General features: G+C 66.6%; 11 protein-coding genes. 3 read left to right on the plus strand and 8 right to left on the minus strand.

All coding sequences use genetic code 11. From position 1 onward, the window contains the following. Positions 1-78: 78 nt before the first annotated feature. Together ACEF39_RS18060 and ACEF39_RS18065 are read right to left on the minus strand one after the other, a co-directional pair. Positions 79-501: a YbaN family protein gene (locus ACEF39_RS18060; RefSeq protein WP_500286064.1), complete on the minus strand. Its 423-nt coding sequence runs from the start codon at positions 499-501 to the stop codon at positions 79-81. Positions 502-557: 56 nt separating this feature from the next. Next, the gene (locus ACEF39_RS18065) at positions 558-2,690 is read right to left on the minus strand and encodes a S9 family peptidase (RefSeq protein WP_500286065.1); all 2,133 of its coding nucleotides are present in this window, start codon (positions 2,688-2,690) and stop codon (positions 558-560) included. A gap of 194 nt (positions 2,691-2,884) precedes the next feature. On the opposite strand from ACEF39_RS18065, the gene ACEF39_RS18070 reads away from it, so the two are divergent. Further along, on the plus strand, positions 2,885-4,078 hold the full coding sequence (locus tag ACEF39_RS18070; protein ID WP_500286066.1) for a pyridoxal phosphate-dependent aminotransferase: 1,194 nt from the start codon (positions 2,885-2,887) through the stop codon (positions 4,076-4,078). Between the two features lie 118 nt (positions 4,079-4,196). Here the strand turns inward: ACEF39_RS18070 and ACEF39_RS18075 are convergent, their stop codons facing one another. Beyond that, positions 4,197-6,293 (minus strand): prolyl oligopeptidase family serine peptidase, encoded by a 2,097-nt coding sequence (locus tag ACEF39_RS18075; protein WP_500286067.1) that lies wholly within the window; start codon positions 6,291-6,293, stop codon positions 4,197-4,199. Between the two features lie 69 nt (positions 6,294-6,362). Further along, positions 6,363-6,680 carry a hypothetical protein gene (locus ACEF39_RS18080; RefSeq protein ID WP_500286068.1) on the minus strand — a complete coding sequence of 106 codons (318 nt, stop codon included), beginning with the start codon at positions 6,678-6,680 and terminating at the stop codon, positions 6,363-6,365. 126 nt (positions 6,681-6,806) lie between these two features. Between ACEF39_RS18080 and ACEF39_RS18085 the strand changes: the two genes are divergently transcribed. Beyond that, positions 6,807-7,406, plus strand: a complete 600-nt coding sequence (locus ACEF39_RS18085) for a lipocalin family protein (RefSeq protein ID WP_500286069.1) — start codon at positions 6,807-6,809, stop codon at positions 7,404-7,406. Positions 7,407-7,523: 117 nt separating this feature from the next. On the opposite strand, the gene ACEF39_RS18090 is transcribed toward ACEF39_RS18085, so the two are convergent. From ACEF39_RS18090 to ACEF39_RS18100, 3 genes are all read right to left on the minus strand, one after another. Then, a complete protein-coding gene (locus ACEF39_RS18090; protein ID WP_025877307.1) occupies positions 7,524-8,213 on the minus strand; it encodes a methionine ABC transporter permease in 690 nt (229 codons plus the stop codon). Next, positions 8,210-9,217, minus strand: a complete 1,008-nt coding sequence (locus tag ACEF39_RS18095) for a methionine ABC transporter ATP-binding protein (protein WP_500286070.1) — start codon at positions 9,215-9,217, stop codon at positions 8,210-8,212. Before ACEF39_RS18095 ends, ACEF39_RS18090 begins: the two co-directional genes overlap by 4 nt. 215 nt (positions 9,218-9,432) lie before the next feature. Further along, positions 9,433-10,329 (minus strand): DMT family transporter, encoded by an 897-nt coding sequence (locus ACEF39_RS18100; protein ID WP_089236991.1) that lies wholly within the window; start codon positions 10,327-10,329, stop codon positions 9,433-9,435. Positions 10,330-10,464: 135 nt separating this feature from the next. Between ACEF39_RS18100 and ACEF39_RS18105 the strand changes: the two genes are divergently transcribed. After that, positions 10,465-10,947: a YajQ family cyclic di-GMP-binding protein gene (locus ACEF39_RS18105; RefSeq protein WP_089236993.1), complete on the plus strand. Its 483-nt coding sequence runs from the start codon at positions 10,465-10,467 to the stop codon at positions 10,945-10,947. 38 nt (positions 10,948-10,985) lie between these two features. On the opposite strand, the gene ACEF39_RS18110 is transcribed toward ACEF39_RS18105, so the two are convergent. Then, positions 10,986-12,077: a helix-turn-helix domain-containing protein gene (locus tag ACEF39_RS18110; RefSeq protein ID WP_500286071.1), complete on the minus strand. Its 1,092-nt coding sequence runs from the start codon at positions 12,075-12,077 to the stop codon at positions 10,986-10,988. Positions 12,078-12,096: the final 19 nt, after the last annotated feature.

Below are 12,096 nucleotides of genomic sequence, written 5' to 3' on the forward strand. Positions count from 1 at the left end.
CACGCATCCGCCGGGCATGGCCCGGCGCTACCGCAACCGGGCACCGTGGTAGCGCCGGGCCATGCCCGGCGGGAGAGATCAATCGGCCGGTGGCAGCGGACGGGTCCACAGCCAGATCGCCACCACGGTCATGCTGCCGATGGAGAACCACTTCACCCAAGCCACCGGCACGCACCACAGCATGATGCCGGCGCACACCGCCATGGTGATCGTGGCCATCCACTTGCCGTAGCGGCTGACCGCACCATGTGCCTGCCAGTTGGTGATGGCCGGGCCGAAGCGCGGGTGCTGCAGCAGCCAGCTGTGCAGGCGCTCGGAGCCGCGCGAGGCGGCCCAGGCCGAAATCAGGATGAATACGGTGGTGGGCAGCCCCGGCACGAAGATGCCGACGATGCCGGTGCCCAGGCTGGCATAGGCCAGCAGCCACCACGCCCAACGGAACCGCACCTGCCGGGCGGGCGCTGGCAGGTCCTTGCTGGCAGACGGTTCGGGCAGGCTCATCGCGCAAGGATACCCAGCGCAGGTGGCGGCGGCGATATCACCGCCGCCACGATGCGTCATTCCGTCGCAGCGCCGGCAGCGGGCGTTTCGATGCCCAGCTGCTGCAGCACGAACGCATACGACTCGGACAGTTCGCGGTAACGCTGGAAGCGCCCGGACTTGCCGCCGTGGCCGGCTTCCATGTTGGTTCGGAACAGGATCGGGAAGTGGCCGGTGTTGTCATCACGCAGCTTGGCCACCCACTTGGCCGGCTCCCAGTACTGCACCTGCGAATCCCACAGGCCGGTACCCACGAACAGCGACGGATGGGCCTGCTTTTTCACGTTGTCGTAGGGCGAGTAGGACAACATGTACTCGTAGTACGGCTTCTGCTCGGGGTTGCCCCACTCGTCGTACTCGTTGGTGGTCAGCGGGATGGTCGGGTCGAGCATGGTGGTGACCACGTCCACGAACGGCACCTGCGCCACCAGCACGCGGTAGTCCTGTGGCGCCTGGTTGGCGATGGCGCCCATCAGCAGGCCACCGGCGCTGCCACCGGAGGCGGCGACACGATCCTTCGCCGCCCAGCCCTGAGCCACCAGGCCACGGGTGACGTCGATGAAGTCGTTGAACGTGTTCTGCTTGTGCAGCAGCTTGCCGTTCTCGTACCAGTCGCGGCCCATTTCCTGGCCGCCGCGGATGTGGGCGATGGCATACACCACGCCACGGTCGAGCAGGCTCACCGCCGTCTGGTTGAAGTACGGGTCCATCGACATGCCGTAGCTGCCGTAGGCGTACTGGAACAGCGCGCCGGTGCCGTCCTTCTTGTAGCCCTTGCGATAGACCAGCGACACCGGCACCTTCACCCCGTCGCGCGCGGTGATCCACACCCGGTCGGTCTCGTACTTCGAGGCGTCATAGCCGATCACCGGCTGCACCTTCAGCTGGCGGCGTTCACCCGTAGCGGTGTTCAGCTCGAACACCGTGGTCGGCGTGGTCATCGAGGTGTAGACGTAGCGCAGCCACGTGGTGTCAGCCTCGGTGTTGTCGCCCAGGCCCATCGAATAGGCCGGTTCGTCAGCCTTCACGTAGTCGTTGCGACCGTCCTTGAACAGCAGGCGGATGCGCTCCAGGCCTTCGGAACGTTCGGCGATGGCGGTGTAGGTATCGAACAGTTCGAAGCCTTCGATGAACACCGCATCGTCATGGGCGATCCAGTCCTTCCACTGCGCACGCGAGGTGGCGTCGGTCGGTGCGGTCACCAGCTTGAAGTTCTTCGCACCATCGTTGGTGCGGATCACCCAGCGGCCATCGTAGTGGTCGGCGTCGTACTCCACGTCACGCTGGCGCGGGGCGAGCACGGTGAACGTGGCCGGGTCGCTGGCCGGCGCGTAGCGCTCCTCGGAGGACACGGTGCTGTGCACGCCGATGGTGATGAAGCGATCGTCGCGGGTGCGGCCGATGCCCATGTAGAAGCTGTCGTCCTTTTCTTCGTAGACGACGGTGTCGGCGCTGGCCGGGGTGCCCAGCACGTGCTTCTTCACCCGCACGGTCAGCAGGGTTTCCGGATCGTTCTCGACATACAGCACGGTGCGGTTGTCGTCGGCCCAGACCAGGTCGCCGGAGGTGCCGGTGATCGTATCCGGCAGCACCGCGCCGGTGCGCAGGTCCTTGAAACGGATGACGTACTGGCGGCGACCCACGTCATCGTCGGCCCAGGCCAGCAGCTGGTTGTCCTGGCTGACCTCCATCGAGCCGACGCTGAAATAGCCCTTGCCGGCAGCCATCGTGTTGACGTTGAGCAGGACCTCTTCCGGCGCGTCCATGCTGGCCTTGCGGCGCGCGTGGATGGGATAGTCCTGGCCGGTCTCGTAGCGGCTGTAGTACCAGTAGCCGCGCTCGCGCGCCGGCACACTGGCATCGTCCTGCTTGATGCGGCCGACGATCTCGCCGTACAGCGCATCCTCCAACGGCTTCAGCGGTGCCAGCAGCTGGTCGGCGTAGGCGTTCTCGGCCTGCAGGTAGGCCAGCATGGCCTTGTCCTCGCGCTTGTCGTCGCGCAGCCAGTAATAGTCATCGTTGCGGGTCGCGCCGAACGGCGCCTTGACCACGTGCGGACGCTTCTCAACATCCGGCGGAACGGGCGGGGTGGCGGCGGTAGCGGTGCTGGTCATCAGGCTCGCAAGCAACAGGCAGAGAGTGGATTTCATGAAATAAGGCTCCAGGCGCTTCAATGCAATGGTCTTCGACGGGGTCAGATCCCTTTTCCCGAAAAGGGATCTGACCCCAATCGCGGAGAAGCGGCAACCCTGCGGATCGTCATGGTGCGCGGTTCCTGTTGGGGTCAGAGCCCTTTTGCATGCAAAAGGGATCCGACCCCGGCACCCGGCGTACCATGTGGGGCATGAGTACCCTGCCCCACACGCCGGGCTACAGCCGGCGCAGCCACGAAATCGCTCCCTTCCATGTGATGTCCCTGCTGGCCCGCGCTCAGGCGCTGGAACAGGCCGGTCACGATGTGATCCATCTGGAGATCGGCGAACCGGACTTCACCACCGCCGAACCGGTCGTGCGTGCCGGCCAGGCGGCACTGGCCGCCGGCCACACCCGCTACACCGCCGCACGCGGCCTGCCCGCCCTGCGCCAGGCGATCAGCGGCTTCTATCGCAGCCACTACGGCCTGGATATCGACCCCGAACGCATCCTGGTCACGCCGGGCGGGTCCGGCGCGCTGCTGCTGGCCAGCAGCCTGCTGGTCGACCCGGGCCGTCACTGGTTGCTGGCCGATCCCGGCTATCCGTGCAACCGCCACTTCCTGCGGCTGGTGGAAGGCGGCGCGCAGCTCGTTCCGGTGGGTCCCGAAACGGCCTACCAGCTGACCCCTTCACTGGTGCAGCAACACTGGAATGGCGACAGCGTTGGCGCACTGGTGGCATCGCCGGCCAATCCCACCGGCACCGTGCTGTCAGCCGATGAACTGGCGGCCCTCTCGGCTTCGCTACATGCGCGCGGCGGCCACCTGGTGGTTGACGAGATCTATCACGGCCTGACCTACGGCCTGGACGCAGCGAGCGTGCTGCAGGTCGATGACAGTGCCTTCGTGCTGAACAGCTTCTCCAAGTACTTCGGCATGACCGGCTGGCGACTGGGCTGGCTGGTGGCACCGCCGGCGGCAGTACCCGACCTGGAGAAGCTAGCGCAGAACCTGTACATCAGCGCCTCGAGCATCGCCCAGCATGCAGCCCTTGCCTGTTTCAGCGACGAGGCGATGGCGATCTTCGAGCAGCGCCGCCAGGCCTTCCAGCAGCGCCGCGACTTCCTGCTGCCGGCCCTGCGCGAACTGGGCTTCCGCATCGAAGTGGAGCCGCAGGGTGCGTTCTACCTGTACGCCGACGTCAGCGCGTTCACCGATGACGCGCAGGCGTTCTGTGCGCATTTCCTGGAGACCGAGCACGTGGCATTCACCCCGGGCCTGGATTTCGGCTTCCACCGATCGAACCAGCACGTGCGCCTGGCCTATACCCAGGAAGTGCCGCGGTTGCAGGACGCGGTGGACCGTATCGCGCGCGGGTTGAAAAGCTGGGGCGGGTCGCGCTGACGGTAGTGCCGGCCGCTGGCCGGCAACTGCAGCATCCTCGCATCCCTGGTTTGCCGGCCAGCGGCCGGCACTACCGGTCGAGAAAAACGCCGCCCTGGGGCGGCGTTTTCCGTTCTGCTTATTTACCGCCCAACCGCTCCCACAGGAAGCTGTAGGCCAGTGCGGACATGTGCGCAGCCTGCGCGTTGTTGGCCGCACCGCCATGACCGCCTTCGATGTTCTCGTAGTAGGTCACGTCCTTGCCGGCATCGATCATCTTCGCGGCCATCTTGCGGGCGTGGCCCGGATGTACGCGGTCATCGCGGGTGGAGGTGGTGAACAGCACCGGCGGGTAGCTCTTCTTCGCGTCGAACAGGTGGTACGGCGAGAAGGTCTTGATGAACTCCCAGTCGCTGGTGTCCGGGTTGCCGTACTCGGCCATCCACGAAGCGCCGGCCAGCAGGTGGCTGTAGCGCTTCATGTCCAGCAGCGGAACCTGCACCACCACCGCACCGAACAGCTCCGGGTACTGGGTCAGCATGTTGCCGGTGAGCAGGCCACCGTTGCTGCCACCCTGCACGCCCAGGTGCTTGGCAGAAGTGATCTTGCGGGTGACCAGGTCCTGGGCAACCGCAGCCATGTCTTCATAGGCCTTGTGACGGTTCTGCTTCAGCGCCGCCTGGTGCCAGCGCGGGCCGTACTCGCCACCACCACGGATGTTGGCGACCACGTACACGCCGCCCTTCTCCAGCCAGGCGCGGCCCATGCCACCGGAATACGCCGGGGTCAGCGAAATCTCGAAGCCACCGTAGCCGTACAGCAGGGTCGGGTTGGACCCATCGAGCTTCATCGCCTTGTCGTGCACCACGAAGTACGGCACGCGGGTGCCATCCTTGCTGGTGGCGAAGTGCTGTTCGATGACCTTGCCGTCGGCATCGAAGAACGCCGGCATGGTCTTCAGCACTTCCGGCGCCTTGCCGATGTCGGCGATGGCCAGGGTGGTCGGGGTCAGGTAGTCGGTGGCGGTCAACCACACTGCATCGCTGTCATTGCTGTCGACCGCACTGACGCCCAGGGTGCCGAAGGCCGGCGCGCCGACGAAATCGCTCTTCTGCCAGCCCTTGGCGGTCGGAGTCAGCACCGACAGGCGGTTCTTGACGTCGTCAAGCACATTCAGCACCAGGTGGTTCTTCGTCCACGAGGCACTGGCCAGCGAGGTGGTCGCGGTCGGGGTGAACAGCACCTCGAAGTCGCGCTTGCCGGCCAGGAAATCATCCAGCTTGGTCACCAGCAGTGCGCCGGAGGCGTAGGTCTTGCCACCCACGGTCCACGGATCGCGCAGTTCCAGGGTCAACCACTGCTTGTGCAGGCCCTTCTCGGCCGAGTTCGGCGCGTCGATCCTGGTCAGCTTGCCATCGTCGCCGCGCAGGTAGATCTCGTTGTTGTAGAAGGCCAGCGTGCGGCTGACCAGGTTGCGCTCGAAGCCCGGGGTGTCATCGTGCATCGCCGCGATGTACATGTCTTCCGGCTTGCCTTCATAGACCAGGCTGGCCGCGGACATCGGCGTGCCACGCTTCCACAGCTTGGCCACGCGCGGGTAACCGGAGGTGGTCATCGAGCCGCTGCCGAAATCGGTGTAGACGAACACGGTGTCGCGGTCGATCCAGCTCAGGCCGCCCTTCGATTCGGGACGAAAGAAGCCGTCCTTGATCCAGCTCTTGCTGGCCAGGTCGAACTCGCGGGTGACATCGGCGTCGGCACCGCCGCGCGACAGCGCGATCAGGCAGCGGCTGTAATCCGGACGCAGGCAGTCGGCGCCGTGCCAGACCCAGTTTTCGTTCTCGGCCTTGTTCAGCGCATCGAGGTCGAGCACGGTCTCCCAGGTCGGCGAGGCCTTGCGGTACTCGGCCAGGGTGGTACGGCGCCACAGGCCGCGCTCGTGCTGCTTGTCCTTCCAGAAGTTGTAGTAGTAGTCGCCGATCTTCTGCACGCCGGGAATCTTGGCGTCCGAGTCGAGCACCTCGCGGATGCTGGTCTCCATCTGCTTGAAGGCCGGGGTCTGCGCCAGGCGTGCCTCGGACTTGGCGTTCTGTTCCTTGACCCAGGACAACGGCTTGTCGCCGGTGACGTCCTCCAGCCAGGCGTAACGGTCGGTGTCTTCAGCGGCCACAGCAGTGCCCACTGAGGCAGCGGTCATCATGCCGGCCAGCAGGCAGGCGGAAGCGAATCGTGACATTGCAGCTCCAGGCAGTCATTAGCCGTGGAACGCTAGCATGGATCACCGGGGCCGCCCCCGTGTCGAAGGTCAGGCCGTGGCGGGGTGTGCCTTGCGCGTACGTGACTGGGAGAAGCGCCGGGCCTGCCCGGTGTCGCGTCGCAGCGAGCGGAACGCGGCCAGCGTTGGCAACGGGCAGCGCAGCAGTGCCCACCAGGCCGCCAATGGCATGCCGACCAGCCACAGCGGCAACCAACCCAGCCAGACACTGCTACCGCGCGCGGCCGGCCACACCAGGACCACGGCCAGCCCGGCCAGGGCGATCTGCGGCGCCGCCCGCAACAGGCGTGGCTCGGCACGTTCGCTGACGCGTTCAGTTGGCGGGCGGTGGCGGGGACGTGTGCGCATGCGGATTCTCCGGTGGTCGATGCGGACCAGCTTGGCTGCGGGGCTTCTCACCGGCTGCGACACCATTGACGGATTGCGTGCACACAGTGACCATGCGCGGGCAAGCCCACTGGAGCCCGCTCCCGCATGACCTCGATCCGCCCGCTCTGCGCTGTGTTGCTGGCCCTGTCCCTGGGCGGTCCGGCCTTGGCTGCCAATTCCCCACCGTCGTCCCGCAACAGCGCCGCGGAAGCATCTGCAGATGGGGCCATCGACCTGCAGCGCTTCATGGGGACCTGGTACGTGATCGGCCGCGTGCCGAACTTCATCGAACGCGGCCACGTCGCCAGCGTCAACCAGTACGAGCTACGCGAGGACCACAAGGTCGCCATCACCTATCGCTACCGCGATGGTTTCGGCGAGCCTCTGCAGGAAATCCGCGCGCGCGCCAGCGTCGATCCCGACAGTGGCAACCACGGCTGGCGCACCTGGTTCTACCGGGTCGTGCCGACCCATTCGCGGGTGCTGGAAGTAGCGCCGGACTATTCCTGGGCGCTGATCGGCTATCCGGGCCGCGAGATGGCCTGGATCTTCGCCCGCACGCCTGACATGGACAAGGCCCTGTACAAGGACCTGGCCGAACGCCTGCGCGACGAGTACGGGGTGAACACCGACAAGCTCAAGCGCGTGCCGCAGCACGCCGAACAGGTCGGCAAGCTGGGCTACGAAGTGCCGAACGTGCGTTGATCGAATGCGGTAGTGCCGGCCGCTGGCCGGCAACTGCAGGATGCTTCAGGAATTCATGAGGTTGCCGGCCAGCGGCCGGCACTACCCCAACGATGCCGGGCGCCGCCCGGCATTCTGTTATCTGCGGCTGTAATGCGCGACGAGGCGGTCGCCCAGCATCTGCAGCAGCTGCACCAGCACCAGCAGCAGGACCACGGTGACCAGCGCCACGTCGGTATGCGAGCGCTGGTAGCCATCGCGGAACGCCAGATCACCGAGGCCACCGGAACCGATCGCACCACCCATCGCCGTGAAACCGATCAGGGCCACGGTGGTCACCGTCGCACCGGCAATCAGGCCTGGCCGCGCTTCGGGCAGCAGCACGCGGGTGACCAGCTGCCAGGTGGTGGCGCCCATTGCCTGGGTCGCCTCGATCACGCCACGGTCCACTTCACGCAGCGCGGTTTCCACCAGTCGCGCATAGAACGGCGCAGCGCCGATGACCAGCGGCACGATCGCGCCACGCACGCCCAGCGAGGTACCCATCATGAACAGGGTCACCGGGATCAGCACGATCATGAGAATGATGAAGGGCACCGAGCGCAGCAGGTTCACCACCAGCGCAAGCACGCCGTAGGCAACCGGCCGGCGTTTCAGCTGTGGCGCACCGAACAGGTACAGCAGCACGCCCAGCGGCAGGCCGATGGCCAGGGTCAGCGGCAGCGAACCGGCCAGCATCAGCAGGGTGTCGATGGTGGCCTGGCCGATATCGGCCCACTTGCCCGCATCCAGGTGACGGAAAAAGCCGCCAGCAGTGGCGATGATCATCGACGCAGTTCCTCAACGTGCACGCCGGCGGCCACGAATGCGGCCTGCGCGGCGGACTGGTCACCGCCCACCAGGGCGACGATCAGCTGGCCATACGGGGTGTCCTTGATCCGGTCGATACGGCCGGACAGAATGTTGTAGTCGACCCCGGTCTGCCGCGCGACACTGCCGAGCAGGGGTTCGTAGGTGTCAGCGCCGAGAAAGGTCAGGCGCACGACACGGCCACCGACCGCGTCGAAATCGCGGTGCAGCGTGCCCTCGTCCACCTGCTCCGATTCGCTGACGAAACGACGGGTGGTCGGGTGCTGCGGATGCAGGAATACCTGGGTCACCGGGCCGGTCTCGACCAGCTGGCCGGCATCGAGCACGGCCACGCGGTCGCAGACGCGGCGGATCACGTCCATTTCGTGGGTGATCAACACGATGGTCAGGCCCAGTTCGCGGTTGATCTTCGACAGCAGCGCCAGCACCGATGCGGTGGTCTGCGGATCGAGCGCGCTGGTGGCCTCATCGCACAGCAGGATCTGCGGGCGGGTGGCCAGCGCGCGGGCGATGCCCACACGCTGCTTCTGCCCGCCCGACAGCTGCGCCGGGTACTTGTCCGCATGCGCCTGCAGGCCGACGGTCTGCAGCAGTTCGGCCACGCGCGCATCGATCTCGGCCTTCGGCGTACCGGCCAGTTCCAGCGGGAAGGCGACGTTGCCGGCAACCGTACGCGAGGACAGCAGGTTGAAGTGCTGGAAGATCATGCCGATCCGGCGGCGCAGCGCGCGCAGGCCCTCCGGCTCCAGCGCGGTTACATCTTCACCGGCGATCAGCAGACGGCCACCGCTGGGCTCTTCCAGACGGTTGATCATGCGGATCAGCGTCGATTTGCCCGCACCGGAATGGCCGATGATGCCGAACACCTCACCGGCCTCGATGGTCAGGTCCAGCGGCTGCAGCGCGCTGACCGCGCGGCCGGCAACGGCGTAGGATTTGTGCAGGCGCTGGAACTCGATCACGGGATCAGCTCACCGGGAGGGCGATGGAAGGGGCGTGCAGCCTACCAGCGCCGGCGCTCGCGCGCCCGCGCCATGGGCCAGAATGTTATTCCTTTTGGTTCTAAGGCGCCCGCACCGGCTCATTGGCCGGGGAATGGGGTCAGAGCCCCTGCGGGGATCTGACCCCGGGTCGGATCCCCGCAGGGGCTCTGACCCCATTCCCCGGCCAAACCGGTTCAGGGATGGTCCAACGGTTTCGGCGGCTCCTGCCGGTTCACCCGTTCCCGGTGCAGCAGGTACAGGCCCGAAGCGACGATGATCGCCGCGCCCGCCCAGGTGTAGCCATCCGGCAACTGCCCCCAGAAGGCCAGATCCCAGCCGATCACCCAGACCAGACCGCTGTACTCCAGCGGCGCGATCATCGATGCCTCACCCAGTTGGAAGGCCTTGGTCAGCGCGATCTGGCCCAGCGCACCGGCCAGGCCCATGCCGGCGATCAACGGCGCATGCGCCATCTGCAGCGGCACCCAGCCGGGGATTGCCAGCAGCCCGGCGCCGATGGCCATGATGACCAGGAACCAGACCACCATCGACTGCGAGGTATCGGTGCGGGTCAGCAGGCTGACGGTGATCGCGGCGATGGCATAGGCGGTGGCAGCGGCCAGCACCATCAGGCCCGGCACCGAGATGAAACCGCCCACGCCCGGCCGCAGCACCACCAGCACGCCGACCAGGCCGATGCCGATGGCGACCCAGCGCCGCGGCCCGACCCGCTCGCCCAGCAGCGGCACCGACAACGCAGCGATCAGCAGTGGCGCAACGAAATAGATGGTGTAGGCGGTGGACAGCGGCAGGTCGCGCAGGGCGAACACGAAGCAGCCGATCATCGCCATGCCCAGCCCGCCGCGCAGCAGGTGCAGGCCCCAGCGACGCGGGATCAGCGAGCGTGGCCCGGCACTGGCCAGCACCCAGACCAGTACGAAGGGCAGCGACGCCACACCCCGCAGGAAGGTCACCTCCAACGAGGGATAGCTGGCCGAGAGCTGCTTCATGCCAGCGTCCATCAGCGAAAAACAGGCGACAGCAGCGACCATCCAGGCCACGGCGCGCGAAGGGGAGCGTTGCAGGTTCATGGCCCATTATCACCGACCATGCCGGATTGTTGGGTCTGCCGAGCGGTCCTATCGGGCAAGGCTCGACCCTGCACGGGCAGGCACACGGGCCCCCGCGATAGAATGGCAGCCACTGATTTCTGCGGAGTAACGCCCATGCCTTCCTTCGACGTTGTGTCCGAAGTCGACACCCACGAACTGACCAATGCACTCGACCAGGCCAACCGCGAGCTTGCCACCCGTTTCGACTTCAAGGGCGTGGACGCCAGGTTCGAGCGCGAGGGTGAAGTGATCACCCAGTCCGCGCCGAGCGAGTTCCAGCTCAAGCAGATGAACGACATCCTGCGCGCACGCCTGGCCGCCCGCAGCATCGACGTGCTCAGTCTGGAATATGGCGACGTGGAAACCAACCTTGCGCAGGCCCGGCAGAAGATCACCGTCAAGCAGGGCATCGAGCAGAAGATCGCCAAGAAGATCGCCGCAGCGCTGAAGGAAGCCAAGCTGAAGGTGGAAACCCAGATCAACGGCGATAAGCTGCGGGTGATGGGCAAGAAGCGCGACGACCTGCAGGACGCCATCGCCGTGCTGAAGGCCGGCAAGTTCGAGCTGCCGCTGCAGTTCAACAACTTCCGCGATTGATCGACGCCGGGGTGTAGCGCCGGCCCCGGTTGCCGGCCTCACTCGCGCAGCAGTTTGTACAGCGTTGTCCGCGAGATTCCGAGTTGGCGTGCGGCGAGGCTGAGGTTGCCTTCGGCAGCACGTGCGGCTCGCCGCGCTGCATCGCGCTGCTGGTCACGCAGTGGCGCCGCCTGCACGGGCGCCGCGGCCGTAGCCGGCGAACGCGACCGTGCAGCGCGCGGTGCCTGCAGATGCTGAAGATGGACCGCACTGCCCTCGCCCAACCGCACCCGATGCGCAGGACCAGGCTGCAGCAGTCGGCGTCGCTGAGCGGCGCTGGCGCCGGCAAACAACGTGTCCAGCGACAGCAACGGCAGCGGCCCACGCCGTGGCAGGCCGAGCAGACGCCGGGCGACGCGGTTGGCGGCAAGCAACTGGCCATCTTCCTGCACCGCCAACAGGCCCTGCAGCGGTGATGCCAGCCAGCGCGGATCATGCTGCACCGCCAGAAGGTGCACATCGCTGAGCGTGTGCATCAAGCGGTTCTCGATGGCCAGCGCCGCCTGCCGGAAATAGCCCTGCAGCAATGCCGGATCGCGCTCCCCCAGCCCGGTGATGTCGATCGCACCGCAGACCTGCCCCTGCAGATCATGCAGCGGCTCACTCAAGCAGAACACGGGAGCGAATCGCTGCAGATAGTGTTCGTTGCCGCGTACCAAGGCGGGCAGGTCATCGGCCAGGCTGACCGCAGGCGCGGTGGTGCCGATCTCGGCCTCGCCCAGCCGCCGGCCCACCTGGATCGGCCGCAGCAGCGGCGCATCTTCCAGGCCATGGGCGCGATGCACGATCACCATGCCCTCGAGGTTGGCGCAGAACATCGTCCATCCCCGCGCACCGAACGCGGCCCACAACTGCTCCAGCTCGGGCTGCACGCAACGCGCCAGGCGGCGGTCGTGGCGGGATTCCAGGTGGTGGCCGTTGCCCTGCAATGGCGGGTAATACGGCTCCTGGCCGGGGCGCACACCGGCCGCATGCGAACGCTGCCAGGACTGCTGCAACGGCAAGGGCAGCATCGCCAGCGACTGCACGTCGCCCTCGGCAAAAGCGGCACGCGCCGCCACCAACTGCTGTTGCCCGACTGTCGTGGCCATCATGGACGCAGGGTACACC

This window comes from Stenotrophomonas indicatrix (genome assembly GCA_041545745.1).
Taxonomy (GTDB): domain Bacteria; phylum Pseudomonadota; class Gammaproteobacteria; order Xanthomonadales; family Xanthomonadaceae; genus Stenotrophomonas; species Stenotrophomonas indicatrix_A.

Excerpts from the sequence above, each read along its gene's own strand:
- ACEF39_RS18060 (WP_500286064.1), bottom strand. The coding sequence starts at position 501 with ATGAGCCTGCCCGAACCGTCTGCCAGCAAGGACCTGCCAGCGCCCGCC.
- ACEF39_RS18065 (WP_500286065.1), bottom strand. The coding sequence starts at position 2,690 with ATGAAATCCACTCTCTGCCTGTTGCTTGCGAGCCTGATGACCAGCACC.
- ACEF39_RS18070 (WP_500286066.1), top strand. The coding sequence starts at position 2,885 with ATGAGTACCCTGCCCCACACGCCGGGCTACAGCCGGCGCAGCCACGAA.
- ACEF39_RS18075 (WP_500286067.1), bottom strand. The coding sequence starts at position 6,293 with ATGTCACGATTCGCTTCCGCCTGCCTGCTGGCCGGCATGATGACCGCT.
- ACEF39_RS18080 (WP_500286068.1), bottom strand. The coding sequence starts at position 6,680 with ATGCGCACACGTCCCCGCCACCGCCCGCCAACTGAACGCGTCAGCGAA.
- ACEF39_RS18085 (WP_500286069.1), top strand. The coding sequence starts at position 6,807 with ATGACCTCGATCCGCCCGCTCTGCGCTGTGTTGCTGGCCCTGTCCCTG.
- ACEF39_RS18090 (WP_025877307.1), bottom strand. The coding sequence starts at position 8,213 with ATGATCATCGCCACTGCTGGCGGCTTTTTCCGTCACCTGGATGCGGGC.
- ACEF39_RS18100 (WP_089236991.1), bottom strand. The coding sequence starts at position 10,329 with ATGAACCTGCAACGCTCCCCTTCGCGCGCCGTGGCCTGGATGGTCGCT.
- ACEF39_RS18105 (WP_089236993.1), top strand. The coding sequence starts at position 10,465 with ATGCCTTCCTTCGACGTTGTGTCCGAAGTCGACACCCACGAACTGACC.
- ACEF39_RS18110 (WP_500286071.1), bottom strand. The coding sequence starts at position 12,077 with ATGGCCACGACAGTCGGGCAACAGCAGTTGGTGGCGGCGCGTGCCGCT.